Raw genomic sequence first — 25,620 nt, forward strand, 5'->3', positions numbered from 1 at the left:
TTGCCTGGGTCACTCCGCGGCGTCTTCAGCAGCCTTCTCTTTGATCTCTGCGATGAGGAATTGCGAGCGCGCCAGTTCTGCAAACGCACCGTCCTGCGTGACCAGCTGACCGAAGCTGCCGGACTCGATCACGCGGCCGTCACGGAAGACCAGGATCCGCGTGGCATTGCGGATGGTGGCCAGACGATGCGCGATGACGAAGGTGGTGCGGTCCTTCATCACCTCGTCGAGTGCAGCCTGCACCTTGAGTTCGGTAGTGGCATCGAGCGCCGAGGTGGCTTCGTCGAGGATCAGGATCGGCGGATTCTTCAGAAGCGCCCGCGCGATCGACAGCCGCTGGCGTTCGCCGCCCGAGAGGAAGCGGCCGCGCTCGCCGACGACCGCGTTCAGCCCGTCGGGGTTGCGTTCGACAAAGTCGAACGCCTGTGCGCGCTTCAGTGCATCGATCATCTCGTCGTCGGTGGCGTCCGGCTTGCCCGCGGTGAGATTCTCGCGGATCGAGCGGTTGAACAGCAGCACTTCCTGGAACACAACTCCGATATTGCGGCGGAGAGCGGAGAGCTTCATCTCGCGCAGATCGACTCCATCGATGGTGATACGGCCCGACTGCGGATCGAAAACGCGGTGCAGCAGCGCAAGCGCAGTCGTCTTGCCCGCGCCGGTCGGACCGACGAGTGCGATCACCTCGCCGGGCTCCGCCGCAAAGGTGAGATCGGCGATGGCGGCGCGCTTGCCGTCATACGAAAACGATACGTCCTCGAACGTGACCCGTCCCGTCAGACGACCGGGATCGATCGCATGCGGAGCGTCGTGCACCGCGGGCACGGTGTCGAGCACGTCGAAGAATTCCTGCAGCCGCGGCGCTACCATGAACACGCTGTTGATGAATCCGGCGACCTGCTCGAGCCGGCCGACAAGCATGGTCGCGAAGCTCATGAACATCACGATCTCGCCGATCGTGCTGAGCCCCTGAAAGAACAGCCATGTTCCGACCAGGAAGATTGCAAGCAGCGTGATCGTGGTCGCTGCGCGCGTCAGCACTGTCATCACCGCCCACCAGGAGAGGACGGGCATCTGTGCTCGCAACAGTCGCTCGACCACCATGCGAAGGCCCATGACCTCGGCCTCGACCCGCGCAAAGCTCTGCACCAGTGCGACATTGCCGAGCGCATCGGATGCCCGCTCGGCCAGGTCGGAGTAATACCGCTCCACCGACGTTTGCATCTCGCCGGTCTTGCGCAACACATACGTGGTCAGCAGCGCGAACAGACCGCACAGCACGATCAGCAGGATCGCGAGCCGCCAGTTGAGATACAGCGACAACGGCACGAGTATGATCAACGAAGCGATGGCGGCGAAGTTTTCGCGAAAGAACGAGAGCCACAAGCCCCAGAGCGCATCGGTGCCGGTGAGCATGACTTTCATCAGTCGGCCCGAGTGTGCGCCGCCATGATAGGCGAGTGGCAATTGCAGGACATGTTCGAAATATTCCGCGAGCACCGCCTGGCGGCGCCGGTGCGACAGTCGGTCGGCATGCAATGCGATGAACACGCCGCAGACGATCGTGAACAGTCCAAAGCCAGCCCATGCAGCGAGCAGCGGCAGCAGCGTGCCAAAGGTGAGCGTTCCTGCGTCGGGTTTCTGCGAGCCGACCAGCGTGTCAATGATCCGGCCGAACAGCACAGGCTCGGCGAACATCGCAGCCGACAGTGCGATGTTGGAAAAGGCCAGGAGCCAGCCGAGTTTTGCCTCCGGTCCGAGCAAGCCGAGGACACGGCCATAAAGATGCAGCAGGTTCATCTTGCGTCGCGTTTAGCTGAAGCGGGATTCGATAACGCGACCGTGTGTGGGCTCGTCATTACCGACATACCTTTTCGTCCAGCAAGCTCCCCGTTCGCCCATTGCGGGACAAGTTTAGACAGGCAATAAACTACAAATGATGTCGGTACTACCGGGGCGCAGGCACACAAAAATAGCGCCTGAGACCTCACTCTTACAAGACGATCAACAATAACAATCTCACGACTGGACGAATGATCAATATCCCGACTGAATTGCTGCGAACGCTGGTCGCAGTGGTGGACCTGCGTTCATTTACAAAGGCGGCCCACTCGCTCGGCGTGACGCAGCCTGCCGTCAGCGCCCAGATCAAGCGGCTGCAAGCGCTGCTCGACTGCGAGCTGTTCGACAAGAGCGCTCCGGGCGTCAGCCTCACCACCTCCGGCGATCTCGTCGTCAATTACGCGCGGCGCATGCTCAGCATCAACGATCAGATCGTCGATTTGTCGGTGCCGCGGCTCGGCCCTCAATCATTGCGGCTCGGTTTGCCGGGCGATTATGCGACCCCGCACCTGCCAAGGATATTCACCGAATTGCGGACCCACTATCCTGACCTCCGGCTGTCGATGCGCATGGATCATTTCGACACCCTGGCGCGCGATCTGCGGCAGGGCGACCTCAACCTGATGGTGGGCCTGTCCGAAAGCGGCATCACCCTTGACGCGCGGCATCAGTGGCTGGAGCCTACGGTCTGGGTACGAAGCCCTAACTTCAACCTCGACCCTGACGCGCCTGTGCCACTGGTCACGCTGGGCGAGGGCTGGGCGATCCATCGGGCCGCGGTCTCCGCGCTGAACCGGGCGCAGCGCAGCTTCGAGGTGGTCTTCATCGGCCTCAGCAAGACCAGCGTTGTCGAAGCCGTCCGGCATGGCCTCGGCGTCTTTGCGGTCGCGCGCCGCCGATCGGATATCGCCGGAATTGCGGTATGGGAAGATGCCCCCCTGCCGCCTGTGGCGCCGATCCATTGCGGCATCTTTCTCGGAGAGAGTGGTCCGCGCCCTCAGCTCGAGAGACTCGCGGATACGCTTTTTGACATTCTCGGACCCGAACGGGATTGCCCGGAAAGTATCCCGCTCGGACCGGAGGTCGTGGTCGGCCAGGATTAGGCGATCTCAGTTCTGCGCGAAGCCCGAGCGCTGCGCCCAGCCGGTCATGCGCTGCTCCAGCACCGCCATCACCCAGTACATCACGATGCCCAGCACCGCGAGCGCGAGCAGCCCGGCGAAGATCAGCGGCACGTTGAACTGCGCCTGCGCCTGCAGCATCAGGTTGCCGATGCCGTTATTCGACGCGACGCTTTCCGACACTACAGTGCCGACAAAGGCGAGCGTGATCGCGACTTTCAGCGAGCCGAAGAAATAGGGCAGCGAGCGCGGAATGCCGACCTTGCGCATGATGTCAAGCTTGGAGGCGCCGAGCGCTTTGAGCACGTCTTCAAGTTCCGGCTCGATGGTGGCAAGGCCGGTCGCGACATTGACTACAATCGGGAAGAACGAGATCAGGAAGGCGGTCAGAACGGCGGGGATGAAGCCGATGCCGAACCACAGAACGAGGATCGGTACCACCGCGACTTTCGGAATCGCGTTGAAGCCGATCATGAGCGGATAGATGCCGGCATAAATGGTGCGCGACCAGCCGATCACCAGCCCAAGCAACAGGCCGAATCCGACCGCCATCAGGAAGCCGACCATGGTGGCCTCCAGCGTGATCCACGAATTGCGCAGGATCGCCGGCCAGTAATCGTAGGTGGCCTTGAAGACCGCGGTCGGGGGCGGCAGGAAGAATTCCGGAATCTGGAATGCGAGGCATATGACTTCCCAGAACACGAACAGCCCGATGGTGAAAACCCAGGGCGCCAGCCGGACAAAGGTCTTGGAGCTGTTCATTGGCGCGCCTGATGGATGTGACCGCGCAAGTCGTGCACGATGTCGGCGAATTCCTTGGTATAGGTGATGTCCAGATCGCGGGGGCGCGGGAACTCGACCTTGCGCTCGACCAGGATGCGGCCCGGCCGTTGCGACATCACGAAGATACGGTCGGCGAGGAACACCGCCTCCCGCAGGTCGTGGGTGACCAGCACCACGGTGATCCCGCGCGCCGCATGCAGGTCGCGGATCACGCACCAGAGCTCCTCGCGGGTGAAGGCGTCGAGCGCGCCGAACGGCTCGTCCAGCATCAGCAGGTCCGGCTCGTGAATGAGTGCGCGGCAGAGCGAGGTGCGCTGCTGCATGCCGCCTGACAATTGCCAGGGAAACTTGCTGCCGAAGCCGCCGAGGCCGACCGAGGCCAGGAGCTTCTCGGCGCGTTCGACATATTGCGCCTTGTTGCGGCGGATTTCGCGGCGATGCGGCTGCACGATTTCCAGCGGCAGCAGCAGGTTGTCGAGCGTTGTGCGCCAGGGCAGCAGCGTCGGCGCCTGAAATGCCATTCCGGCGATCTTGAGCGGCTTGGTGACCTGTTCGCCGGCGACCCGCACATGGCCCGCGAAAGGGAATTGCAGCCCGGTCGCAAGCTTCATCAGGGTGGATTTGCCGCAACCGGACGGACCGACGACCGCGGCGAATTCGCCGCGGTTGATGTTGATGGTGAGATCCTGGACCGCGAGAACGCCTTCAGGCCCGGCCTGAATCCCGCCATAGCGGTGACTCACGCCATCGAGAGATACAAAGCCGGGCTCCATTCGCTCTCCTCTGGGCTCCCCCAAGCCGAAAGGGAAGCTTTACAGCTTGCGGTCCGCCGCCGGCGGCAGGAAGGACGGATCGAAGATCGCGTCGCCCTTCGGCTTCGGATTCTTGAAGTCGTAGGTGATCGCGATCTGGTCGATCGACTTGTCGAGACGGCCCATATCGACGCCACCGACACCATTCGCCTTCACTTCCGGGGTCACGATATTGTCCTTCAGCGCCATCTGAAGACGCTCGAGCTCGACCGGCTTCTTGGCCACGTCATTGCGTTTGATGACGGAATCGACCGCCGTTTCCGGCGACTTCACCGTGTCCTTCAGACCCTTCAGGAACGCGTTCAGGAATTTCTTGACGACCTCCGGCTTCTCGGCGGCGAATTTCGGATTCACGATGATCGCGTTGCCGTAGAGGTTGACGCCATGGTCGGCCATTAGGATGACGGAAATATCGTCGGCCGGAACGCCGCGGTCCTTCAGGTTGATGTAGGACGAGAACGAGAAGCCGGTAATGGCATCGACCTGTCCGGCTGCCAGCATCGGCTCGCGAACCGGAAAGCCGACATTCTCGATCGTCACCTTTTTCGGATCGATGTCATTGGCCTGGGTGAATATCTTCCACTGCGCATAGGCTCCGTCCGGAGCCGGTGCGCCGAGCTTCTTGCCCTCGAGATCCTTCGGCTTCACGACGCCGCGGCTCTTGCGCCCGACGATCGAGAAGGGCGGCTTGTTGTAGACCATGAAGATGGCCTTGATCGGCACGTTCGGATTGGCGTCGCGGAACTTGATCAGCGAGTTGATGTCGCCAAAGCCGATATCGTAGGTGCCCGAGGCGATACGATTCAGCGGTTCGAGCGATCCGCCGGCGGTGTCGATGGTCACGTCGAGGCCTTCGGCCTTGTAATAACCCTTGTCGGCAGCGACCAGGAATGGCGCTGCGGGGCCCTCGAATTTCCAGTCCAGCGTAAATTTCACTGGCGTTTGGGCGGACGCCGAACCGCAGGCCAACATTGTCGCGACCGCCGCGGCCATGCCGCACGCCCGGATCTTGAACTCAACCTTACTCATCTCTTTGTTCCTTTCCCGTCTTCGCCCTGCCCGGCTTTCCGCTGGGCGGACGTTGTCTCACCTCTGGGGGACGCCCTCGGCCCTATCCACAGCAAAGAATATGCCGCCGGAAAGAGCAAGGTAGGAAGGTGCGGCACACTCTCCCTGCACAGGGGTTCTGCACATCGTGCCGAATTGGCAGGCAGCTCGCAAATGCTGATGCTGTTGAATGCTTAAATCTCCTACATGAAGGCTGGCAGAGGACCAAGACGATGGCGGGCCTTGACGATAACGCGGCACCCGTGACGCCAGCGCTGCCCGCCTTCCGGGCGCCCTATGCGCCCCCGGACGAGGATTTCGCGCGCCGTTTCCTGTCGCACCAGGCCTCGCCCGAGGCCGAGCGCCGTATCGACGCGCTGGCGACCCGGCTGATCGAGGCGATCCGGTCGCATGACGGCGGGCTCGGCGGGATCGAGGACTTTCTGCATGCTTATTCATTGTCGACCCAGGAGGGGCTCGCACTGATGGTGCTGGCCGAGGCGCTGTTGCGGGTGCCGGATGCCGAGACCACCGACCAACTGATCGAGGACAAGCTCGCCGGCCGCGACTGGTCGCATCCGGACCAGAAGGGCGACACCCTGCTGGTGGCGGCCTCGGCCTGGACCCTCGGCATTTCCGCCCGGCTGATCACCCCCGGCCAGACCCCCGAAAACATCATCGAAAGCCTCACCCGCCGCCTCGGCCTGCCGGCGCTGCGGCTCGCGACCCGGCAGGCGATGCGGCTCCTGGGCTCGCATTTCGTGCATGGCCAAACCATCGGGGAGGCGCTGCATCGCGCCGTCTCCGAGCCGGAGCACCGCTATTCCTTCGACATGCTGGGCGAGGGCGCGCGTTCCGCCAAGGATGCCGAGCGCTATTTCCAGTCCTACGCCCATGCGATCGAAGCCATCGGCAAATCCTCAAACGCGACAAGCCTTTACGAGCGGCCCGGAATTTCGGTGAAGCTGTCGGCGCTGCATCCGCGCTACGAGGCGGTGTCGCAGGCTCGCGTGATCCGCGAGCTTGGACCGCGGCTGCTGCAGCTGGCGCGCAAGGCGAAGCACTACGATCTGCCGTTCACCGTGGACGCAGAAGAGGCGGATCGTCTGGAATTGTCGCTGCAGATGATCGGCGAGGTTCTGCGATCTTCCGACCTGAAGGGCTGGGACGGTTTCGGCCTCGCGGTGCAGGCCTATCAGAAGCGGGCGCCGGCGGTGATCACCTGGCTGAGCGACACCGCCGAAGCGCTATCGCGCCGGCTGATGGTGCGGCTGGTCAAGGGCGCCTATTGGGACACCGAGGTCAAGCGCGCGCAGGAGCGCGGCCTTGCCGACTACCCAGTCTTCACCCGCAAGGCGATGACCGACCTCTGCTACATGGATTGCGTGTCGCTGCTCCTGCAGGCGCGGCCACGGCTCTATCCGCAATTCGCCACCCATAACGCGCTGACGGTCGCCAGCGTGATCGAGATGGCCGGCGGCGTTGCGGACTACGAATTCCAGCGCCTGCACGGCATGGGGGTCGAACTCTACGACGCGCTGCGCGCCGATTACCCGGATGTCGAATGCCGGGTCTATGCACCGGTCGGCGGCCATCGCGATCTGCTCGCCTATCTGGTGCGGCGGCTGCTGGAGAACGGCGCCAACACCTCGTTCGTGTCAGTCTCGGCCGATCCCGATATCCCGATCGAAACCATCCTGATGCGGCCGCGGCAATGGATCGCATCCGTTGCGCATGCGCGGCATCCGAAAATCCCGCTGCCGCGCGATCTCTACGCACCAGAGCGGAAGAATTCACCGGGGGTGGAATTCGGCGACAGCGCGGCGGTGCGCGACCTGCTTGCCGGGATCGCGGACGCGAAGCCGGTCCGCGTCGCACGGTCGATCGTCGGCGGCAGGGAGCAGGACGGTGCAAAGCGTCCCGTGCTCTCGCCTGCGACCGGGGAGCTTGTCGGCGAGGTGTCGGAGGCGGACGATACCATTGCGCGCGCAGCGATGGCGGCGGCGCAGCAGGGGTTCGCGCATTGGTCCGCAAAAGCCGTCGAAGAACGCGCCCGCATTCTCGACCATGCCGGCGATCTGCTCGAACAGCGCCGTGGGCAATTCATCGCGCTGCTGCAGGCCGAGGGCGGCAAGACGCTGGACGATTGCGTCGCCGAATGGCGCGAAGCCATCGACTATTGCCGCTATTACGCCGCGCAGGCACGCCAGACGCTGATGCCGCAGATGATGCCGGGTCCGACCGGCGAAACCAACGAGTTGCGCTATCGCGGCCGCGGGGTGTTCGTGTGCATTGCCCCGTGGAATTTTCCGCTCGCGATCTTTCTCGGACAGGTGTCGGCGGCGCTCGCCGCCGGCAACGCGGTGGTGGCGAAACCTGCCGAGCAGACGCCGCTGGTCGCATACCAGGCGGTGCGGCTGCTCCATGAGGCCGGCATTCCGCAGGCGGCGCTGCAACTCGTGATGGGCGACGGGAAAGTCGGTGCGGCGCTGGTGGGTGATGAACGGGTCGCGGGCGTTGCCTTCACCGGCAGCACGGAGGTTGGCCGCATCATCAACCGCGCGCTGGCGGCGAAGGATGGTCCGATCGTGCCGTTCATCGCCGAGACCGGCGGCATCAATGCGATGATCGTGGATGCAACGGCGCTGCCGGAACAGGTCACCGACGATGTGGTGGCGTCGGTCTTCCGCTCGGCGGGACAGCGCTGCTCGGCGCTGCGTCTGCTCTGCGTGCAGGAGCATGTCGCCGACCACGTCTTCGACATGGTCGCGGGTGCGGCGGCGACGCTGACACTCGGTGACCCCTGCGATCCCGCAACCCATGTCGGCCCGGTGATCGATGCCGAATCGAAAGAGCGGCTGGACGGCTGGATCGCAAACCATGAGACCCGCATCCGCTATCGATGGGACAGCGATCATGCGCTGCCGGTGCGCGGCCTGTTCGTGCCGCCAGCCATCATCGAACTCCCGCGTGCTTCTGATCTGCGGGAGGAGGTGTTCGGCCCGATTCTGCATGTCGTGCGTTTCCGCGCGCACGAACTGCACAAGCTGCTGGACGAGATCGAGAGCAACGGCACCGGCCTGACGCTCGGCATTCATTCGCGGATCGACGCGCGGGTGAGCGAGATCGCGAACCGGCTCGCCAACGGCAATGTCTATGTGAACCGCAACATTATCGGCGCGGTGGTCGGCACCCAGCCGTTCGGCGGGACGCGGCTCTCCGGTACGGGACCGAAAGCGGGCGGGCCGAACTACCTGCTGCGGTTCGCGACCGAGCAGGTGATCGCGATCAACACCGCTGCGTCGGGCGGCAATGCGAGCCTGCTGGCCGTGGAAGAATGAAGTCGATACCCCTGTAGCTGATCCTGCTGTCCGCATGAGCGCAGCAACATGCGGTCAGACCGCAAGCGCCCATGCGGCGCTGTTTTTCGAGGTTGCGCGACGATTTGGTGAAAATATGTTTCTGCGGAATGCGTGCGCGCTTCTCCTCAGAACCAAGGGTACGTCGTCCGGCGCATCTCGCATTTTTCTCCGGATGCGGCGCGAGCAGACATTACGGAAGCATGACGGCTCCGTTACGAAAACATAATCCGCCGTTCCCTCCCATCGCCGCATCGCCAGTGCCAGATCTCGTTTCGACATCGTTTGGATGATCGCGTTCAGGCGAAGAGGCCATATCGGAAAGCAGGCGCGCGCAACCCGCGCCGCCGCCGGGACGCCAACCGCATCATCCCCGAAACATCGCTGCATGGTCCGGTTTCGGCCGGCCGCGGTGCGACTGGTAAACCGGCGGGACAAAGCCGGAGGTCTGGACTGCACGGCCCGGTGGGTAACGCTACCGGGCCTTTTTTTGCTTTCCGCCCAAATCGTTAACGATTATTGAATGCGATTGAAGGTATTGTTGCGTCATGAGTGATTCGATCGAGCGGCTTCACAAATCGGTGGTTGCCTTGCAAAAGGGCGACCCGCAGGTGTCGCGCACCGCGCGACTGATCCGCTCGGGCCGTGCCAAGATCGCCAAGAAGATGGCCGAAGAGGCGGTCGAGGTGGTGGTCGATGTGATGCGCGGCAACCGGGAAGCCGCCGTGCGCGAGAGTGCAGACCTTCTCTATCACCTCGTGGTGCTCTGGGCCGAAGCCGGCATTCGTCCGCAGGACGTCTGGGCTGAAATGGACCGGCGCGAACGGCTGCTTGGGCTTGCCGAGAAGCCGCCGAAGGACCTGCCGCTGGAGCCTGTCCCCACGGCCGTACCGGTGCGGCGAAAAGTCGTGGCGCTGGAAGCCCGCCGCATTCCCAAGCGGCGCCGTTCCGGCTATTGATCCGGCCCGTTTGCCCCGCCCAACCCGGGTCCTTCCCGCGTTGCGTCGCGATGATGGCCGAGACCGGAAACATCCGGCTTCGGCGGCCGTTTCACCGACAGGACGCGCATGCTCCGCCGGATGTATGATTGGTGCGTCGCGGCGGCCTACCGCCCGGCTGCGAAATGGATCCTCGGAACGGTTTCGTTCGCCGAGAGCTCGTTTTTCCCGATCCCTCCCGACGCCATGCTGATTCCGATGTCGCTGGCGCGACCGGATCGGGCCTATTCGTATGCATTCCTGTGCACCTGGACGTCGGTCGCCGGCGGCGTACTGGGCTACGCCATCGGCGCGCTGCTGTACGATTCGGTCGGGCAATGGCTGATCTCGGCCTATGGCCTTGGCGCCGAGGCCGATGCCTTCAAGGAATATTACGCGAAATGGGGCGCGCTGATTATCTTGCTGAAGGGCCTGACCCCGATCCCCTACAAGCTCGTGACGATCACATCGGGCTTCGCCGGATATAATCTGCTGCTTTTCGTCCTGTTCTCCGTGATCACGCGCGGGGCGCGCTTCTACGTCCTGGCGTTCCTGCTGCACCGCTACGGCGACCGCGCCCGGTCGATCATTGAAGAGCGGCTCGGCATGTGGGCCACAATTGCGGCGGTGCTGCTCGTGGTCGGCATCGTCGGTGCATTGTACCTGCTCTGATCGTCATGATCGGAATTCGGTGGTCTGCAAGAACCTCAATTCCGCCATTCCGGACGCGCAAGAGACGATACGGCGGCGGTGCGGTGTGGTAGAATTTTTCAGATTACCGGGATCGCGCGATGGCCAGACCGGCAGCCAGGGACTTGCGTATTTCCGCATCGCGGTGGGCGGCAATCTGCGCGGCAGGTTGGCTGGCTGCCGATGCGGCGCTGGCGCAGTCCCCGCAGCCGCAACCCGCGCCCGCCCCGTTTGCAAAGCCACAAGAGCCACCTCAAGGTCCGCCTTTTGCGGTGCCTCCGGGCCAGCCTCAGATGCAGCCGCCGCCTCAGATGCAGCCGCCTCAGGCCGAAGCGCCGCGCAAGCGGGAAGGCGTGCTGGAAGCGCTCGGGCGCTGGTGGGAGGAGTCGACCCGCGACTTCAAGGCGAGCATCGAGCAGAGCAACGCGAAGTGGCGGCGGAGCGTCGAGGATACCAACGCGAAGCTGAAGGCCGGCATCGATGAGTCGAATGCCAAATGGCGAGAGCTCGGCCGCAAGACCGAACAGGCGGCGCGGGATGCCGCCGCCGCCCGGAAAGAGGCCGCCGACGACTTCCAGAAGGCACAGAAGGACGCTGCAGACGCGTTCAAGAATTTGGCCAACACGCGAATGGTCGAGGGCCGTCAGGTCTGCGAGCCTGCTCCCAACGGCTCACCGGATTGCCAGGCGGCGGCCGAGATCATCTGCAAGGCCAAAGGTTTCGAGATCGGCAAGAGTGCCGACATCACGACAACGCAAAAGTGCTCGGCCCGCGCCCTGCTGAGGCGCGACGAGAGCGAGTGCCGGACCGAAACGGTGGTGATCAAGGCGGCGTGCCAGTAAGGTTCTGCCGCGTTGCCCGGGTGTTGCATCCGGGCTTGTCCGGACAGCCACGTCTTGCATCGCAACGGAAACGACGTAGTTGCCGCGGCTGCGCAGGCATGACAATGGGCGCGTGCATGACAAAAGAGGCAACGCCGTGAATCTGTTCGCCAGGCTTACCGAACGTGAGAGCGCCGGACGCCCGATCCGCATCGGCCTGATCGGAGCCGGCAAGTTCGGCACCATGTTTCTCACCCAGGTGCGGCGCACCACCGGGATGCAACTGGTTGGGCTCGCGGATCTCGATGTCGCGCGCGCAAGGAGCAAGCTCATGTCCGCGGGCTGGGATGCGGCGCAATTTTCTGCCGGATCGCTCGGCGATGCCCTGAAAGCGCGCACGACCTTTGTCACCGACGATGCGGACGCACTGGTTGGGTGTCCGGATATCGACGTGATCGTGGAGGCGACCGGCGATCCGAAGACTGGCATCCACTTCGCACTCAAGGCCATCGAGTGCGGCAAGCATATCGTCATGGTCAATGTCGAGGCCGACGCGCTGGCGGGGCCGCTGCTGGCGCGCAAGGCGCGCGCGGCCGGCGTCATCTACAGTCTGGCGTGGGGCGATCAGCCGGCACTGATCTGCGAGCAGGTGGACTGGGCACGGGCCTGCGGCTTCAAGGTGATTTCGGCCGGCAAGGGCACGCGCTATCACCCGACCTATCACCGCTCCAATCCGGATACGGTCTGGGACATTCTCGACAAATATCTCAAGATCGACGACCGCCAGTCGATCAATCCGAAAATGTTCAATTCCTTCATCGACGGCACCAAATCCGGCATCGAGATGACGGCGGTGTGCAACGCCACCGGCCTTGTGCCGCAGACGAATGGCCTGGGCTTCCCGCCGGCAAGCCGGTTCGAGCTTGCCGATGTGTGCAAGCCTGCGGCGGAGGGTGGCGCGCTGGAAATGGCGGGCGTCACCGAAGTCGTATCCTCGGTCGACCGCGAAGAGCGCGACGTTGCGCATCATCTGGCGATGGGCACTTTCGTCGTGTTCGAGGGCGAGAGTGACTATGCGCGGCGATGCTTCCGGGAATATCACCTGATGCCGGACCGCAGCGGGCGCTACGCGGCGCTATACCGGCCAACCCACATGATCGGGCTCGAGCTTGGCATTTCGGTGGCCTCGGTGGCGCTGCGCGGCGAGCCGACCGGAGCGCCGACGGGATTTCATTCCGACGTGGTGGCGACCGCCAAGCGCGATCTGAAAGCCGGCGAAATGCTGGACGGAGAGGGCGGATTCTGCGTGTGGGGCAAGCAGGCTCCGGCGCAATCGTCGCTGGATGCGGGCCATTTGCCGCTGGGTCTCGCCCATCAGGTGCGCCTCAGGTCCGACGTCGCGGAAGGCGCGATGCTGCGATGGAGCGATGTCGATTATGATCCCAACGACCTTGCAGTGAGAGTGCGGCGCGAGATGGAGGCCGCGTTCGGCCGCCGCAATGCGGCGGCCGAAGCGTCATGATAGGAGAGGGCTAGGCGCAGCGCCGCACGGTCCGCACCACCACGCGACCGTTGGGGCGGACGATGCGCTGCTTGAACATGCGGCAGCGCGGTCCGATCGACGGGCGGCAGACGCGACGGGTGCGGAACACGACCCGGCCACCCGGCCGAACCACTCTGGTGCGCACCACGCGGCAGGCCACGGCCTCGACCTGGTTCGGTACGGCTATGGTCTTGTCGAAGCGCGCATGCGCCGGTGGCGTCGCAACGGCTGCAGCCGCGATTGCGGCGGCAGCGCCAAGGGCGGCCAGAAAGAGTCGCATTCCGGAATTCTCCATTTCACATTTGTCCGCCCGACAATGCCGGGACACGACAAACCGTTCCTGTGGAACCCGATTTGCGGCTACTCGATCTTGAGCGCGCCATCGATCTCGTGCGTCAGGCCGAGCGGCTCGACGGTAAGGACCATGCGTGCGGCGAGCGGCGTGTTGCCCTTGAGCTTTCCGCTGGCTACCGCGTCCCGCACCGCCTTCTCGATCTCGCGCTGGGACGTCACGCCGACTTCCTTGAGGAATTTGCGAATCGAGGTATTGAGGACATCTTCGTCCATGGCGTGCTCCATCTGTGATTTTCGGCAAGCTTAGACTTGCGCGGTGCAATCCGCTATGGAGCGATGCGCCGCGCCGGCTGGAAGGGCGAGTTTCCGCATGACGACCGTAGACGAGGCAACGATCACCGGCGCAAGGCGTTCCTGGCGGCGGACCATTGCCGCCAAGCTTCTGGTGGCCTTCATCGTGATCGCGGCGCTCACGGCGATCGCAGCGCTCGTCGCGGTGCTGCAATTCGGCCGCATCGAAGCCGCGATGGGACGGCTCACGGAAGAAAGCCTGCCGGAGGTCAAGTTCGCGCTGGCGGTGGAAACCAATTCGCGGGCCATCGCGGCGGACGGCGCGCGGCTCGCGGGCGCGACCTCGGAGGAGCAGCGCTTCTCGCGCATGAACGATGCGACGGAGCGGATCGGTCAGCTCTGGTCGGCATTGTCGCGCCTGCGCGACGCAACGAACGATACCGCCGCGATCGAGAAGCTGCAGTCGCTGATCGCGCAGATCGACGGTCAGATCGGCCAGCTCGAGCGCAATGTGCGGGAGCGGATTTCCGTCGCCTCCGCGCTCGACAACGCCATCGAGCGGCTGTCCCGGGACAGCGCCGAACTTGCCGAACGCCTGTTGCTGCTGACGCGGCAGCCCGACAATATGCAACTGGTGATCAACGGGCTGCGGGGCGACACATACCGGTCGGTCGGCGTTCTGTATCGGGCGGCGACCGCCAGCAATGCCAATGCGGTGGCAACGGGCCAGAAGCAGTTCGACGAGATCGCCGAACGCTTCGACGGCGGCCTCAACTACATGATGGACGAAAAGTCCTTCGACCGGACCGAAGCCGAAGCGATCAACAAGGTCGCACGCTCGGTGCTGGCGCTGGGGTCTGGCGCCGGCGGCGTTTTTGCGCTGCGAAAATCGGATCTCGAAGAGCAGGCCGCTGCCGAAACCTTGCAGGCAGGTCTGGAAAAATCGGCGGCGGACATGCAGTCCCAGGTCTCGGCCTTGGTGTCGCATGTCGAAGCCGTGGCCGCGGAAACCACCGCGGCCACCAAGCGCGCGCTCGACAATACCCGGTTCTGGCTGATCGGAATTTCGCTGCTGAGTCTCGTGGTCGCAGTATTCGTGGCATGGCTGTTCGTGCAACGTTACGTGGTCGCGCGGCTGCGGCAGGTCACAAACGCCATGCTCGCGGTGGCGAGCGGACGGCTCGATGCCCCGCTGCCGCCAACCGGCAAGGATGAACTCGGCGACATGAGCCGCGCGCTGATCGTGTTCCGGGACAATGCACGCGAAATCCGCGATGCGCGCGAGGAGGCCGAAACCGCGCGCCATCAGGCGGAGGCCGCGTCGCGCACCAAGTCGGCTTTTCTCGCGAACATGAGCCACGAGCTGCGTACGCCGCTCAACGCCATCATCGGCTACAGCGAGATCCTGCGGGAGGATGCGCAGGATCGCGGCGACAGTTCGAGCGAGGGCGATCTGATCAAGATCGAGACGGCCGGAAAGCACCTGCTCGGCCTCATCAACGACATCCTCGATCTGTCGAAGATCGAAGCCGGACGCATGGACCTTCATCTGGAAGACGTGGATATCAGCCGGTTGCTGGCGGAAGTGCGGGTGCTGGTGACGCCGGCCATCGACAAGAACGGCAATCGTCTTGAAATCGACGCACCGTCCGATATCGGCGTCATGCATGTCGACCTGGTGAAGCTGAAGCAGAGCCTGATCAATCTTCTCAGTAATGCCGCGAAATTCACCAAGGGCGGGCTGGTCAAGCTGACGGTGAAAAAGCAGGTGCCGGACCGCGGGCGCCCGGTCTTCACTTTCGCGGTCTCCGATTCCGGCATCGGCATGAATGATGAGCAGGTCGGCCGCCTGTTCCAGGCCTTCACCCAGGCCGACGCCTCCACCACCCGCAATTATGGCGGCACCGGGCTCGGGCTCACCATCACCAAGCATTTCTGCACCATGCTGGGCGGAGACATCGCCGTTACCAGCACCCCCGGCCAGGGTTCGACCTTCACCATCACGCTGCCCGACGGTGGCATGGAAGCGGCGAAGCCGCGGGCCGAGGCTCGCGCCGCGATGCCGGGCGATCTGACCGGCAAGAGCGTGCTGGTCGTTGACGACGATCCGACCGTGCACGATGTGCTGCGGGCAACCATCGCAAAGGAGGGCTACCGTCTGCTGCATGCCTATGACGGTGCGCAGGCGCTCGAACTCGCACACAGCGAGCGGCCCGACGTGATCACCCTCGACGTGATGATGCCGAAGCTCGACGGCTGGAGCGTGCTCGGAAAGCTGAAATCGGACCCGGCGCTGGCGCAGATACCGGTGATCATGCTGACCATCGTCGACGAGCGGACCATGGGCTATTCGCTTGGTGCCGCCGAATACATGACGAAGCCTGTGGACCGCAACCGGCTCATCGAGCTGTTGCGGCGCTTTGCGGCGACCTCGCAGGAGGCGGTAGTGCTCGTAGTGGACGATTCCGAAGACGTGCGCGCGGTGGTCCGCGCGACGGTCGAAAAAGCGGGGCTCAAAACCGTGGAAGCGGAAAACGGCAGGGCGGCGCTCGACTGGCTCGCGACAAATCCGGCGCCGGCCCTGGTTCTGCTCGATCTGATGATGCCGGTGATGGACGGGTTTACGTTTCTGGAGGAGGTCAAGCGGGTGCCGGCGCTTTCGCGCGTGCCGATCGTGGTTCTGACCGCCAAGGACCTGACCGAGGCCGAGCGCCGCATGGTCAACGAGCGTACCCTGCTGGTACTCACCAAGGGTGCCCAGCCGCTATCCTCGCTCGGTTCGGCGCTGGCCGCAATCGCGCGGCAACCGGCGGAAAAGGTGGCGGGATGACCGGCGCGATATCTTGCGACGGGACATCTTTTCTTCCCCTCCCCGTGAAAAGGGGAGGGTGCCTGCCAATGCGCAACCAGGACACGCGGGGTGGAGGTCATCGCACCGACACTCCGATTTGACCCTCCCAAATCCTCCCTTTGGGGGGCAGACCGACCACCGCCCACGCGGCTGATGACCGAAGAGCGCCAGAAATGCCCAAAATCCTGCTTGTCGAAGACAATGAAATGAACCGGGACATGCTGTCACGGCGGTTGCTGCGCAACAATTTCGAGGTGGTGATGGCCGTGAATGGGCAGGAAGGGGTGGACCTGGCCAGGAGCGAACGGCCCGACATCATCCTCATGGACATGAGTCTGCCGGTGATGGATGGCTGGGAGGCGACGCGCACGATCAAGTCCGATGACGCGACAAAGTCAATTCCGGTGATCGCACTCACCGCACATGCGATGGAATCCGACCGAGAGCAGGCATTGCAGGCGGGATGCGACGATTTCGACACCAAGCCGATCGAATTGCCGCGACTGCTCGGAAAGATCAACGCACTCCTTCCCAAATGAGCGAGCGCAGCGACAGCGAGACCGCCCGCCTGCATCACGCGCTGCGCGCGCATCTTCGTCAGGAATTCGTCGCGCCGGCGGCGGCGATCGTCGGCTTCGCCGACATCGTGATCGAGGATGCCGAGCAGGCCGGACTGACCGATTATCGCGCCGATCTCGACCGCATCCGGAGCGCCGGGCTGAGCCTGCAGGCGCTGCTCGACGAGGTGCTGAAGCAGAACGGCGAGGTCGAGGATATCCACGTCTATCGAACCAAGTTGCGTCACGATCTGCGAACGCCAATCAACGCCGTCAAGGGCTATGGCGAGATGATGGTGGAGGATGCGCGCGACGGCGGTCACGATTCGCTGCTCCCCGACCTCGAGAAGCTGCTGGCCGCGGCCGACGGCATGCTGGAGCGCATCGACGCGCTGGTGGCGTTCTCGGGCGACGCCTCGCTCGATCGCGCCCAGCCGTCTTTCGCCGATGCTTCCCGCGTACTCGACGCGCTGCGCCTCTCGCAGCCTGCCGCCTCTCATCAGTCCATCGCCGGCCAGATTCTCGTGATCGACGATAACGACTCGAATCGAGACCTGCTGGCACGGCAGCTTGCCCGCGACGGGCATGCGGTGGAAACGGTTGCTTCCGGCAAGGAAGGGCTCGCGCTTGTCGGCGAACGTGCCTTTGATCTGATCCTGCTCGACGTCATGATGCCGGAGATGAGCGGCTACGAGGTCCTGAGCAAGCTGAAGCACGATCAGCACACCGCCGAAATCCCGGTGATCATGATCTCGGCGCTGGACGAGATCGATTCCATCGTGCGCTGCATCGAGGCAGGTGCGGTCGATTATCTTCCCAAGCCGTTCGCGCCCGCGCTGCTGCGCGCGCGCATCCGCGCATCGCTCGAAAACAAGCTGCTGCGCGACCGCGAGCGCACGATGATGCAGGAGATCCGGCTTGCCAAGGAGCGCAACGAAGCACTGCTGCTGTCGATTCTGCCGCGTGCGGTGGTCGAACGCATCAATGACGGCGCCGGCATGGTGGCGGACCACATCCCGGAGGCGACCATCGTGTTCGCGGATATCGTGAACTTTACGCCGTTTTCCGGGACGCTATCGCCATCCGACGTGGTCGGCGTGCTGAACCGCATTTTTTCCACGTTCGATCGTCTGGTGGATCAGTATGGCGCGGAGAAGATCAAGACCATCGGCGACGGCTACATGGTGGCGGTGGGCATTCCCGAGCCGCGCGACGACCATGCCGAGGTCGCTGCCCGCCTGTCGCTGGCCATGCTCGACGCGTTCCGCGGCATTCGCAGCGAGATGGATGCGCCGATCCAGCTTCGCGTCGGGATGCATACCGGGCCCGCGGTTGCGGGCGTCATCGGCGAACGCAAGTTCGCCTATGACATCTGGGGCACGACGGTGAATATCGCGAGCCGCATGGAGTCGCACGGGCAGCCGGATCGCGTGCATGTATCGAAGACCGTGGCGGACCGCCTGATCGGCCAGTTTACTTTTACCCCGCGCGGTGCGGTCGATGTGAAGGGCGCGGGTCTTATGGAAACATTCTGGCTGGAGACGTAGCGGCAATCCGAAAGACCACGTGCGGCGTCGCTATTTTTTCTGCCGCATCAGCCGCGCGCAGGTTGTCCGCGCCGACCTGCCGGCTTCCGAATAACAATAGTCGAGCGTGTCGGTGTTCACGAGCGTGAACCAGTAGAAGCCCTCCTCGTCCGAGCCGACCATCAGATGACCGTTCGGCGTGAAGGCGCCCCACAGGTCTTCCCTGACGTCGCCATCCTTGTTGGATCGGCTCAGATAGCCCTTGAACGCGCGACCGGTCTGTTCGGTGATGACCATGGTCGCGGGACCGTCACGGTAGCCCTCGACCTTGGCCATTCGTTCGCGCTGCCCGGTCCAGGTGCCGACCAGCGACAGTTGCTGAGCGAGGGCGGGTGTCGTCAGCACGATGAGAAGGGCGGCAGCACAGATGCGCATGGTCATGCCGGTTTCCTGCGTTCGGGGCAGCAACGGACCAGGCGCAGTCGAACGCAGTGGCGCGCGTCTGTCCAGCAGCTTCGCGCGCCACGGTATAGAAAGCGTCAAACCGACGGTGGAGAACTTTTCGCTCCGTGCTTCAGAACATCCCGTTCTTGTTCATTGCCTTTTCCGGGTCCGGAATGGGCTGCACCGCATCCCAGTGCTCGACCACCTTGCCGTTATCGTCGAGCCGGAACAGATCGAAGATCGCGTTGCCGCGCTGGCCGGGTTCGCGCACCGCATGGACATGCACGATCACGTAATTTCCGTCGGCGAACACCCGCTTGATCTCGCTCTTGTTGTTCGGGAATTTGCCTTTCAGGAAATTGATGAAGCCCTTGATGCCTTCCAGACCGTCGGCGCCGATCGGGTTGTGCTGGATGTAGGTTGCGCCGACATAGGTTGCGGCCTTGTCGAAATTCTTCTCGTTCAGCACGGCGTTGTAGAATTCGACCACGTTCTTCTTGTTGCGCTCCATCTTCTGGGCGTCGGTCATCTGCGCCTGCGCCGGCACCGCAAGACTTGCGAAGGCTGCAAAGAGCGCGAATGCAATAATCCTCATGAACATGTTTTCCTCCCCTTGCAGGCGCGTTGCTGCGCCAATCGTTGTGGGGCAAAGGCTAGCGTTGCGCAATTGACGCGTCAATTTGCGGTCGCTGTGCGACCCGCTTGTTGCGGCATCAGGCGCGGCCCGGATGGGCCAGGACCCACCGCGATGCAAGCATCGCACTGATGGCCGCGGCCATCACGATCGAGGCCGGGACTTGCGCGCCGTCAGGGCTGGATGGTCCCGCGCGCCCACGACTCCGCCAGCGCGGCCTTCTCGCGGTCGTCGAGGCCGCGCTGCTGCAGGTCATGCCAGGTCGGAAAAATGATCGCATGACCGATTGTCGTCTCCAGCCGGCGGCGTGCCGGCCTGTCGCTCGACTTGAACGCGCCGGCCAGGTCCGCTGCCGCCATGCCGACGAAGCGCTGGAATTCGGACATCGGACCTTGCAGGGCCGGAACGTCGGCGACGTCCCGGAATGAGGCGACCCACATGCGCTGCGTTGAAGAATAGTAACGGTAGAAGGCGGGCAGAGCGGTCCGCAGTCGCTCCCACGGCTCGCCGACCGATTGCCACAATGCGGGATCCGGCGGCGGATTGCGGCTCAGCCAGTGCGAAGTGCACGCCTGGAAGACGGCGGTTTCGTCGGGAAAATGCCGGTACACGGTCAGCCGTTGCACGCCGGCCCGTTCTGCAATGGCGCTGATCGTGGTGGCCCGGGGCCCGATCTCCTCGTGCAGGTGCATGGTCGCCTCGACGATCCGCTGCCGCGTCTCGTCCTGAGACTTTGCACGCTCCGACATCCGGTACGGGCGCTTCTTTTTCATTCGCAATACATAGATGTTCACTGAAGTCTTGACAAGCCGGGACCGGGCGCGAGCCCGTGCGCGCGCTGCTCAGCGACCTCGTCTCAGAAAATGCGCTGCCGGCTGCGGGACAAAAAGAAGCCGCGGCCCGCGCGGTTGCTGCATTCCAGCCCCTGTTCCGACGACGTGCAGTTCATCGAACCGATCTGCAGCGAAGAGCCGTAACGCAGGACGGGGCTCGAATCGCTTCCCACCCAGTCGGAATAGCAGCCCATGTCGGCGCCGCCCCGCGCGTCCAGCACGAAACGCTGTCCCCAGTCGAACTCGCAATCGGCCGGTTTCGGCCGGAGCGGCCGCGACGCGATCTTGCTGATGTCGCAGACCAGGTCGTCGGGCTGCGTCTTGCCCTGATCGATGATCGCCATGCAGTGGATATTGTTCGATGGCGTGCGGAAGGTCACCGTCTGCTGCGCATGCGCCGGCGTGAAAGCGGCAATCACGGTTGCGAGCGAGACGAGGGCCAAGACTTGTCGTGTCATGGAGCGTTGAGGCTCTTGTCCGGAGAAGAGCAAACACAACATCGCGAAACGCAAAGGTCAAGCATCCTGTCGGGGCCGCGGTCGCAATCCCGTCGCAGAAGAGAGAGCGGCACGGAACAGCGCGATATTCAGAAAGCCGGCTCCGCGGAAGCGGGCGGCGGCATGCGAACCCGGTCTTGCCGTTTCACAGGTAGATGGCATAGACCTCGCCGATGCGGGATGTCTCTTACATGTGCAACGCACTGATCGAGGGCCGCGGTGGTCCCCGCGCGCTGCGCCCCGTGACCAATCTGGTTGGAAACTGGATTCGCGGGACCGTCGCTCTCCGCAGCGATCACGTTCACTTCTCCACGAACCGGCTGAACGCGATCCTGCAGGACGGTACACCCTTGGTGCTCCCCTACAGCGATATCACCTCGTGCAAACTCGGCCGTCTCGCGGTCTTTCTGAAAACAGTCGATATCGGAACATCCCGCTTCGGCATGGTCCGCTTTCGCTGCCTCATCGCGTGGAATGAAACGCTGCTCCGCGAATTGCAGAAGCGCGTGCCGAGCGCCGTTTGATCGGGGCAACACCGCAACCGAACGCATCGGCGGTGGTCTGCCGTTCCGCATTAGCCTGCGGGTTCCGGGTGCCGGTCAGGCATGGACCATGGCGGCCGGAAAAGGGGGCTCAACGGCGGAAGTCGAGAAACCCCTGATTTTATTGGTGCCCCTGGCCGGAATCGAACCAGCACGACCTTGCGGCCACCTGATTTTGAGGAAGATCAAGGCCCGAATATTAACGTGCAACGCCGTGCATCTCGGGAACGTTAACCATGCAATATCAACACGTTAAGGGGGTTTGCATTACCTTGCCCCGATTTGCATAATACCGGCCCTCACATTGCAGACAGCATTGCAGACGGAAAGAGGGCATGGCGAGGGTACAGAAGCGCGAACGCGACCCGACATTCGAGAAGAACGGGAGCAAGTTCACCGACCCTTGGGTCAAGGCGACGAAGCCGTATGAGAAGGAGGTCCAGTACCTAGAGCGGCTTGAACATGAACAAGCTCGCTCACTGATCCTGTACGTCAGCCCGGCCCCATTTGGCACCAAGACGTGGAGGGCTCTGTTCTATGACCCCGTCACGAAGCGTCCCAAGACGCAGAAGCTCGGTCGCTACCCCAAGATGGGTGTCAAGGAGGCGAGGAACAAAGCGAAGGCGATCGATCCTCGGCGGGCGATTGCGGCGGATAAGGCGGGCACGTTTGCCGCGGTTGCAGAGAAATGGTTCAAGCAGCGCGTCGTCGCTCGGCAGTTGACCTCGTTCAAGGAGATCCAGCGTCACCTCGACTCTTACATCCTCCCGGCGCTGGGAGCCAAGAAGCTCTTCGAGATCACGCCATCCGATATCATCGATCTGCGTGACGATATCAAAGAGCGGAAGGGCACGCGCAAGCGCGCCGTGAAGAAGCCGCGAAAGACGAAGGTCGCCAAGGCTGCGCCAGATGTCGAGCGCAAACCGTGGGATGGCGCGCCTCAGGCTGACGCCGTCCTCGCGACGCTGCGCTCGATCTTCAAATGGGCTGCGGTGCCCTACGGTTTTCCGTCGCCGATGGCAGGCGGCGACTTCCGGCTCGATACGAGGGAGGGCGACGAGAAGGCGCGATCCCGGTGGCTGAAGCCGCACGAAGTGCGGGCGCTGTGGCAGGCGTCCGATGACTTCGGCGTGTTCGGTGACATGGTGAAAGTGCTCTTGCTGACGGGTCAGCGGCTTCGTGCCGTCACGACGATGCGCCGCGACGCGATTATTGAGCGTCTCGAATACGAACAGCGGCGGGACGGCAAGTCCGTCCAGTTCGCATTCAACAACGTCTGGGTGTTGCCCGAGAAGAAGCGCAAGGCCGACAAGGGCACGATAGGTGCGGTCGCGCTTCCAGACATGGTCGTTGAGATTATCAATCGGCAGCCTGTGATCGAGGACAATCCCTACGTCTTCCCCGCGATGCGTGGTACCGGCCCCATCGGCTCGTTCTCGAAAAGCAAACGCGACCTTGAAGCGCGAGTGAAAGAGCTTCTGCCGGATATCGAGCCGTGGGTATTGCACGACTTGCGCCGGACGGCGCGGACGATCCTCGCTGAAGAGGGCGTCGCCGATCACATTGCCGAACGCACGCTCGGTCACAAGATCAAGGGCGTTGAAGGCGTCTACAACCGGTACCCCTATCTGCCGGAAAAGAGCGAGGCCTTGCGCATCCTTGCTGGCGCGGTAGCTGCGACCCTGTCACCTGCGAACGTCGCCAACCTCGCCGATCATGCGAAGAAGCGGGCGCGCTGATCACCCGATTGATCGCCTCCTGCGCCCGCCCGTATGCGCGGAGACTCGCTGAACGGCGACGACGGCCCCGAATGATCGGCGCGTGACGTGCCACCCTGTACGGCGTCGAGGGAGCTCCTGAGGCCGTTACCCCTAAATATGTGACATTTTTGCAACATACTCCCAGTGCATCTGCGCCGCGGGTACCCGAGTTTCGGGCCGTTTCGGCGTCAATGACACGCCGCGACGCCGTTTAAGTGGCCACCGACCGGGTCAGAGGCGAACTCGACATGCCGTTTCGCCGTCGCCACCCCTGATCCGACGCCGCACGTCGCCGACCCCTCGTATCGGCGTCGTCAGAACCTGCAGGAATTAACACCCTGCATACGGTCGGGCCGTTCGCTACACGGCACCCGTCGAGGTGCCCTTTACTTTTTGATCTCGCTCATGATGCATGCGACTTTCTTCACCGCCTTCGTGTCGTCGTGATCCGGGCAGCTTCTCTGTGGTCTGCGGCCCCTCTGTGGGAGGACACCTAGTCCCTGAAGTTGACACTCTTGTAAAGAGTACCCCATTCGAGTTCACGCGGATCGGCAACCGTCTCCGTGAGTTCAGGCACCGCCCAACAATTACCGAACCCTTCGGTCGGCTTGATTATCTTGTCATCTGAATAAGAGTGATAGCGAACAAGGTTCGAACTACGGTCGGGTCGATTTGCCTTGAGAGTGAACGATACGCTTTCAATCGTTCGGCCGGAATTGTTCACGATCCCGACAAAGATCGGATGCTTGTCGTCTTTGCAGATCGACGACTTACTCGCAAATATCGAAAATGCGACCTTAGCTTCGTGTCGGTCGTGACTGTACCACTGGTAGCAGTAGGTCAGCCCGATGATGGCGAAGAAGATCGCAACAATTGCTGCTACGACGTAAAATAGCCACTTTGAGATCAGCCAAGCGATGCGGCGGAACGTGTCAACGGCGTCTACCATCCTTCCCCTCGCTGCAAAGCCCAAGGAAGACTATCGCCCGACAGCGCGTGCGGCCTGATCGATCCAACTTCCAAGGTCATTCTTGGGATCGTAATAATACTCCACTGTCCCCTGCGAGAGCGGGACGACCTCGTTCGTTGCCATTTCCGGAAGATAGCGGGGGCGAGTAATCGGCGCCGTGTACTCACCGTACTGCTGCCACTGCCACTCCGCTTGGCCTGTCAGGTAATTGACGACGACGTTTCGCTTCTCGGCGATATAGTGTGAGCCGTTCGGAGCCTTGTAAACGCCCATCAGATGCAACGGATTAAAGCCGAACGGGTCGGGAGCTTTACGGTGATGATGGTTCAGGCCGTTAATATGCACAGCGAACAGCCCCTTACTCTCAACGAGTGAGCGAGCAATCTCGTATTTGACAAACGGCCGATCCCACGTCTCCGAACCGATCAAGACGCATACCGTGGACGAGCCCTTCATTCCGTTCCGGATAAGCGACTTCAACGCTTCGCGTCCCTTCGTCTCCGCACTTTCCCAGAGGCTCTTGTCATAAAAGTTGCGTTTAATGTCGCGATCTGGGTGATCGATATTCCAGGCCATCCTAATATTGTTGACTCTAATGATATCTTTGTAATGGAAGCTGAAAAATACCTTGCGCTTGACCGGCACGACGGGTAGCGCCGGCTTCGGCGTTGTGGGCACAAGGTTCGTCAATCCGAACAGACCCTGCGGCTTCGGCTGCGGGTCGAGAAGGCTAGCCAGCGTGCTTCGCGGCTTCGGCAGTTCGGCCTGCGACCCAAAAATGGATCCGAGCCCCGTTGTGGGAAGTGCGGGTGGCGGCGTAAAGTCGAGTGCTCCACCGATTATCGTGTTCTTCGCCTGAGGTATCGTGGTCGCCTTCTGCAATGCGCGAACGGCCATCGCACGTTTAAATGCGTCGTCGTCGAAAATGCCTGCCATCAAAGTTTCCCCGCAATGTAAACCACGGCGCATGCAATGAGCGCGAGTGGCACGTAAAACAAAACAATCGACCAGTTGGTCAACGCGCAAAGGTAGGGCTTCCAAAACGGACCCTTCCCATTGATCGCGAAGTCCGGCCTGGTCCCCCAGTCCTGCTTCCGCACGGTATCGAACTCTTCTCGGAAGCGACGTTCGAGACGCAAATATTGCGCGTCGAGCAACCCAAAGATGGTGACGGCGAAAAGCGCAATCAAGGCCGCCTTCGGTTGCTTCCATGTCACGGCAATACCGCAGACCGCCGTTGTCAGGGTGATGCAGTAGTTCTTCAGCGTTGCACTGTGGTTCGACATCCTGCCGATGACGGTCTGCAGCATGTCGAGGTGCTTGACCCTGAGGTCAGCAAATTTTGTCGACTCTTCCATAGTTCCAATGTAGAACAAATCGCGAACTCGGGCAACCCTGCCACTCCCGGTTATCCCCGCAATGCGCA

At 62.8% G+C, this 25,620-nt stretch carries 24 protein-coding genes; 11 read left to right on the forward strand and 13 right to left on the reverse strand.

From position 1 onward, the window contains the following. Window positions 1-9: 9 nt before the first annotated feature. On the reverse strand, window positions 10-1,800 hold the full coding sequence (locus AB7F49_RS01960; RefSeq protein WP_428519756.1) for a glucan ABC transporter ATP-binding protein/ permease: 1,791 nt from the start codon (window positions 1,798-1,800) through the stop codon (window positions 10-12). Between the two features lie 233 nt (window positions 1,801-2,033). Between AB7F49_RS01960 and AB7F49_RS01965 the strand changes: the two genes are divergently transcribed. Next, window positions 2,034-2,945, forward strand: a complete 912-nt coding sequence (locus tag AB7F49_RS01965) for a LysR family transcriptional regulator (protein ID WP_428519758.1) — start codon at window positions 2,034-2,036, stop codon at window positions 2,943-2,945. Between the two features lie 6 nt (window positions 2,946-2,951). Here the strand turns inward: AB7F49_RS01965 and AB7F49_RS01970 are convergent, their stop codons facing one another. From AB7F49_RS01970 to AB7F49_RS01980, 3 genes are read right to left on the reverse strand one after another with little or no spacing between them, the layout of a single operon-like run. Beyond that, window positions 2,952-3,725, reverse strand: a complete 774-nt coding sequence (locus tag AB7F49_RS01970; RefSeq protein WP_428519760.1) for an ABC transporter permease — start codon at window positions 3,723-3,725, stop codon at window positions 2,952-2,954. Continuing rightward, window positions 3,722-4,519, reverse strand: coding sequence for an ABC transporter ATP-binding protein (locus tag AB7F49_RS01975; RefSeq protein WP_428519762.1), 798 nt, complete (start codon window positions 4,517-4,519; stop codon window positions 3,722-3,724). Before AB7F49_RS01975 ends, AB7F49_RS01970 begins: the two co-directional genes overlap by 4 nt. Window positions 4,520-4,558: 39 nt before the next feature. After that, on the reverse strand, window positions 4,559-5,587 hold the full coding sequence (locus tag AB7F49_RS01980) for an ABC transporter substrate-binding protein (RefSeq protein ID WP_428519764.1): 1,029 nt from the start codon (window positions 5,585-5,587) through the stop codon (window positions 4,559-4,561). A 251-nt stretch (window positions 5,588-5,838) separates the two neighbouring features. Between AB7F49_RS01980 and putA the strand changes: the two genes are divergently transcribed. The 5 genes from putA to AB7F49_RS02005 all read left to right on the forward strand — a co-directional run bounded on the left by putA (window position 5,839) and on the right by AB7F49_RS02005 (window position 12,974). Then, the gene (putA, locus tag AB7F49_RS01985; protein WP_428519766.1) at window positions 5,839-8,946 is read left to right on the forward strand and encodes a bifunctional proline dehydrogenase/L-glutamate gamma-semialdehyde dehydrogenase PutA; all 3,108 of its coding nucleotides are present in this window, start codon (window positions 5,839-5,841) and stop codon (window positions 8,944-8,946) included. A gap of 566 nt (window positions 8,947-9,512) precedes the next feature. Further along, complete coding sequence (gene hisE, locus AB7F49_RS01990) at window positions 9,513-9,923, forward strand: phosphoribosyl-ATP diphosphatase (protein WP_428519768.1); 411 nt, start codon at window positions 9,513-9,515, stop codon at window positions 9,921-9,923. Window positions 9,924-10,031: 108 nt separating this feature from the next. After that, window positions 10,032-10,613: a YqaA family protein gene (locus AB7F49_RS01995; protein WP_428519770.1), complete on the forward strand. Its 582-nt coding sequence runs from the start codon at window positions 10,032-10,034 to the stop codon at window positions 10,611-10,613. A 311-nt stretch (window positions 10,614-10,924) separates the two neighbouring features. After that, window positions 10,925-11,473 carry a hypothetical protein gene (locus AB7F49_RS02000; RefSeq protein WP_428519772.1) on the forward strand — a complete coding sequence of 183 codons (549 nt, stop codon included), beginning with the start codon at window positions 10,925-10,927 and terminating at the stop codon, window positions 11,471-11,473. Between the two features lie 136 nt (window positions 11,474-11,609). Then, window positions 11,610-12,974: an NAD(P)H-dependent oxidoreductase gene (locus tag AB7F49_RS02005; protein ID WP_428519897.1), complete on the forward strand. Its 1,365-nt coding sequence runs from the start codon at window positions 11,610-11,612 to the stop codon at window positions 12,972-12,974. Window positions 12,975-12,984: 10 nt separating this feature from the next. Here AB7F49_RS02005 and AB7F49_RS02010 read toward each other — a convergent pair whose 3' ends face one another. Together AB7F49_RS02010 and AB7F49_RS02015 are read right to left on the reverse strand one after the other, a co-directional pair. After that, window positions 12,985-13,275, reverse strand: coding sequence for a hypothetical protein (locus tag AB7F49_RS02010; RefSeq protein WP_428519774.1), 291 nt, complete (start codon window positions 13,273-13,275; stop codon window positions 12,985-12,987). Window positions 13,276-13,355: 80 nt separating this feature from the next. After that, window positions 13,356-13,562: a DUF6494 family protein gene (locus AB7F49_RS02015; protein WP_428519776.1), complete on the reverse strand. Its 207-nt coding sequence runs from the start codon at window positions 13,560-13,562 to the stop codon at window positions 13,356-13,358. A gap of 97 nt (window positions 13,563-13,659) precedes the next feature. Between AB7F49_RS02015 and AB7F49_RS02020 the strand changes: the two genes are divergently transcribed. From AB7F49_RS02020 to AB7F49_RS02030, 3 genes are all read left to right on the forward strand, one after another. Further along, window positions 13,660-16,410, forward strand: coding sequence for a response regulator (locus AB7F49_RS02020; protein WP_428519778.1), 2,751 nt, complete (start codon window positions 13,660-13,662; stop codon window positions 16,408-16,410). A gap of 194 nt (window positions 16,411-16,604) precedes the next feature. Then, window positions 16,605-16,970, forward strand: coding sequence for a response regulator (locus tag AB7F49_RS02025; protein WP_428519780.1), 366 nt, complete (start codon window positions 16,605-16,607; stop codon window positions 16,968-16,970). Beyond that, entirely contained in the window at window positions 16,967-18,535 is a 1,569-nt protein-coding gene (locus tag AB7F49_RS02030) for an adenylate/guanylate cyclase domain-containing protein (RefSeq protein WP_428519782.1), read from the forward strand. Before AB7F49_RS02025 ends, AB7F49_RS02030 begins: the two co-directional genes overlap by 4 nt. A 30-nt stretch (window positions 18,536-18,565) precedes the next feature. Here AB7F49_RS02030 and AB7F49_RS02035 read toward each other — a convergent pair whose 3' ends face one another. The 4 genes from AB7F49_RS02035 to AB7F49_RS02050 form a co-directional block, all read right to left on the reverse strand. Beyond that, window positions 18,566-18,955, reverse strand: coding sequence for a hypothetical protein (locus tag AB7F49_RS02035; RefSeq protein ID WP_428519784.1), 390 nt, complete (start codon window positions 18,953-18,955; stop codon window positions 18,566-18,568). Window positions 18,956-19,088: 133 nt separating this feature from the next. After that, window positions 19,089-19,553, reverse strand: a complete 465-nt coding sequence (locus AB7F49_RS02040) for a nuclear transport factor 2 family protein (RefSeq protein WP_428519899.1) — start codon at window positions 19,551-19,553, stop codon at window positions 19,089-19,091. Between the two features lie 212 nt (window positions 19,554-19,765). Continuing rightward, the gene (locus AB7F49_RS02045; protein ID WP_428519786.1) at window positions 19,766-20,365 is read right to left on the reverse strand and encodes a TetR/AcrR family transcriptional regulator; all 600 of its coding nucleotides are present in this window, start codon (window positions 20,363-20,365) and stop codon (window positions 19,766-19,768) included. An 83-nt stretch (window positions 20,366-20,448) separates the two neighbouring features. Then, entirely contained in the window at window positions 20,449-20,883 is a 435-nt protein-coding gene (locus tag AB7F49_RS02050; protein ID WP_428519788.1) for a DUF6636 domain-containing protein, read from the reverse strand. 230 nt (window positions 20,884-21,113) lie between these two features. Between AB7F49_RS02050 and AB7F49_RS02055 the strand changes: the two genes are divergently transcribed. After that, window positions 21,114-21,446, forward strand: a complete 333-nt coding sequence (locus tag AB7F49_RS02055; RefSeq protein ID WP_428519790.1) for a hypothetical protein — start codon at window positions 21,114-21,116, stop codon at window positions 21,444-21,446. Window positions 21,447-21,799: 353 nt separating this feature from the next. Further along, on the forward strand, window positions 21,800-23,203 hold the full coding sequence (locus AB7F49_RS02060) for a tyrosine-type recombinase/integrase (RefSeq protein ID WP_428519792.1): 1,404 nt from the start codon (window positions 21,800-21,802) through the stop codon (window positions 23,201-23,203). A 514-nt stretch (window positions 23,204-23,717) separates the two neighbouring features. Here the strand turns inward: AB7F49_RS02060 and AB7F49_RS02065 are convergent. The 3 genes from AB7F49_RS02065 to AB7F49_RS02075 are packed head-to-tail and all read right to left on the reverse strand — an operon-like array spanning window position 23,718 to window position 25,504. Next, window positions 23,718-24,173 (reverse strand): hypothetical protein, encoded by a 456-nt coding sequence (locus AB7F49_RS02065; protein ID WP_428519794.1) that lies wholly within the window; start codon window positions 24,171-24,173, stop codon window positions 23,718-23,720. Window positions 24,174-24,203: 30 nt separating this feature from the next. After that, window positions 24,204-25,130, reverse strand: a complete 927-nt coding sequence (locus AB7F49_RS02070; protein ID WP_428519796.1) for a TIR domain-containing protein — start codon at window positions 25,128-25,130, stop codon at window positions 24,204-24,206. After that, on the reverse strand, window positions 25,130-25,504 hold the full coding sequence (locus AB7F49_RS02075; RefSeq protein ID WP_428519798.1) for a hypothetical protein: 375 nt from the start codon (window positions 25,502-25,504) through the stop codon (window positions 25,130-25,132). The genes AB7F49_RS02070 and AB7F49_RS02075 overlap by 1 nt, the downstream gene beginning before the upstream one ends. Window positions 25,505-25,620 lie beyond the last annotated feature (116 nt).

Origin of the sequence: Pseudorhodoplanes sp., assembly GCF_050250235.1 — a bacterium.
Taxonomy (GTDB): domain Bacteria; phylum Pseudomonadota; class Alphaproteobacteria; order Rhizobiales; family Xanthobacteraceae; genus Pseudorhodoplanes.

What these genes read in the sequence shown, in the direction of transcription:
- AB7F49_RS01960 (WP_428519756.1), bottom strand. Translation starts at nt 1,800, where the DNA reads ATGAACCTGCTGCATCTTTATGGCCGTGTCCTCGGCTTGCTCGGACCG.
- AB7F49_RS01965 (WP_428519758.1), top strand. Translation starts at nt 2,034, where the DNA reads ATGATCAATATCCCGACTGAATTGCTGCGAACGCTGGTCGCAGTGGTG.
- AB7F49_RS01970 (WP_428519760.1), bottom strand. Translation starts at nt 3,725, where the DNA reads ATGAACAGCTCCAAGACCTTTGTCCGGCTGGCGCCCTGGGTTTTCACC.
- AB7F49_RS01975 (WP_428519762.1), bottom strand. Translation starts at nt 4,519, where the DNA reads ATGGAGCCCGGCTTTGTATCTCTCGATGGCGTGAGTCACCGCTATGGC.
- AB7F49_RS01980 (WP_428519764.1), bottom strand. Translation starts at nt 5,587, where the DNA reads ATGAGTAAGGTTGAGTTCAAGATCCGGGCGTGCGGCATGGCCGCGGCG.
- putA (WP_428519766.1), top strand. Translation starts at nt 5,839, where the DNA reads ATGGCGGGCCTTGACGATAACGCGGCACCCGTGACGCCAGCGCTGCCC.
- hisE (WP_428519768.1), top strand. Translation starts at nt 9,513, where the DNA reads ATGAGTGATTCGATCGAGCGGCTTCACAAATCGGTGGTTGCCTTGCAA.
- AB7F49_RS01995 (WP_428519770.1), top strand. Translation starts at nt 10,032, where the DNA reads ATGCTCCGCCGGATGTATGATTGGTGCGTCGCGGCGGCCTACCGCCCG.
- AB7F49_RS02000 (WP_428519772.1), top strand. Translation starts at nt 10,925, where the DNA reads ATGCAGCCGCCGCCTCAGATGCAGCCGCCTCAGGCCGAAGCGCCGCGC.
- AB7F49_RS02010 (WP_428519774.1), bottom strand. Translation starts at nt 13,275, where the DNA reads ATGCGACTCTTTCTGGCCGCCCTTGGCGCTGCCGCCGCAATCGCGGCT.
- AB7F49_RS02015 (WP_428519776.1), bottom strand. Translation starts at nt 13,562, where the DNA reads ATGGACGAAGATGTCCTCAATACCTCGATTCGCAAATTCCTCAAGGAA.
- AB7F49_RS02020 (WP_428519778.1), top strand. Translation starts at nt 13,660, where the DNA reads ATGACGACCGTAGACGAGGCAACGATCACCGGCGCAAGGCGTTCCTGG.
- AB7F49_RS02025 (WP_428519780.1), top strand. Translation starts at nt 16,605, where the DNA reads ATGCCCAAAATCCTGCTTGTCGAAGACAATGAAATGAACCGGGACATG.
- AB7F49_RS02030 (WP_428519782.1), top strand. Translation starts at nt 16,967, where the DNA reads ATGAGCGAGCGCAGCGACAGCGAGACCGCCCGCCTGCATCACGCGCTG.
- AB7F49_RS02035 (WP_428519784.1), bottom strand. Translation starts at nt 18,955, where the DNA reads ATGACCATGCGCATCTGTGCTGCCGCCCTTCTCATCGTGCTGACGACA.
- AB7F49_RS02040 (WP_428519899.1), bottom strand. Translation starts at nt 19,553, where the DNA reads ATGAGGATTATTGCATTCGCGCTCTTTGCAGCCTTCGCAAGTCTTGCG.
- AB7F49_RS02045 (WP_428519786.1), bottom strand. Translation starts at nt 20,365, where the DNA reads ATGAAAAAGAAGCGCCCGTACCGGATGTCGGAGCGTGCAAAGTCTCAG.
- AB7F49_RS02050 (WP_428519788.1), bottom strand. Translation starts at nt 20,883, where the DNA reads ATGACACGACAAGTCTTGGCCCTCGTCTCGCTCGCAACCGTGATTGCC.
- AB7F49_RS02055 (WP_428519790.1), top strand. Translation starts at nt 21,114, where the DNA reads ATGTGCAACGCACTGATCGAGGGCCGCGGTGGTCCCCGCGCGCTGCGC.
- AB7F49_RS02060 (WP_428519792.1), top strand. Translation starts at nt 21,800, where the DNA reads ATGGCGAGGGTACAGAAGCGCGAACGCGACCCGACATTCGAGAAGAAC.
- AB7F49_RS02065 (WP_428519794.1), bottom strand. Translation starts at nt 24,173, where the DNA reads ATGGTAGACGCCGTTGACACGTTCCGCCGCATCGCTTGGCTGATCTCA.
- AB7F49_RS02070 (WP_428519796.1), bottom strand. Translation starts at nt 25,130, where the DNA reads ATGGCAGGCATTTTCGACGACGACGCATTTAAACGTGCGATGGCCGTT.
- AB7F49_RS02075 (WP_428519798.1), bottom strand. Translation starts at nt 25,504, where the DNA reads ATGCTGCAGACCGTCATCGGCAGGATGTCGAACCACAGTGCAACGCTG.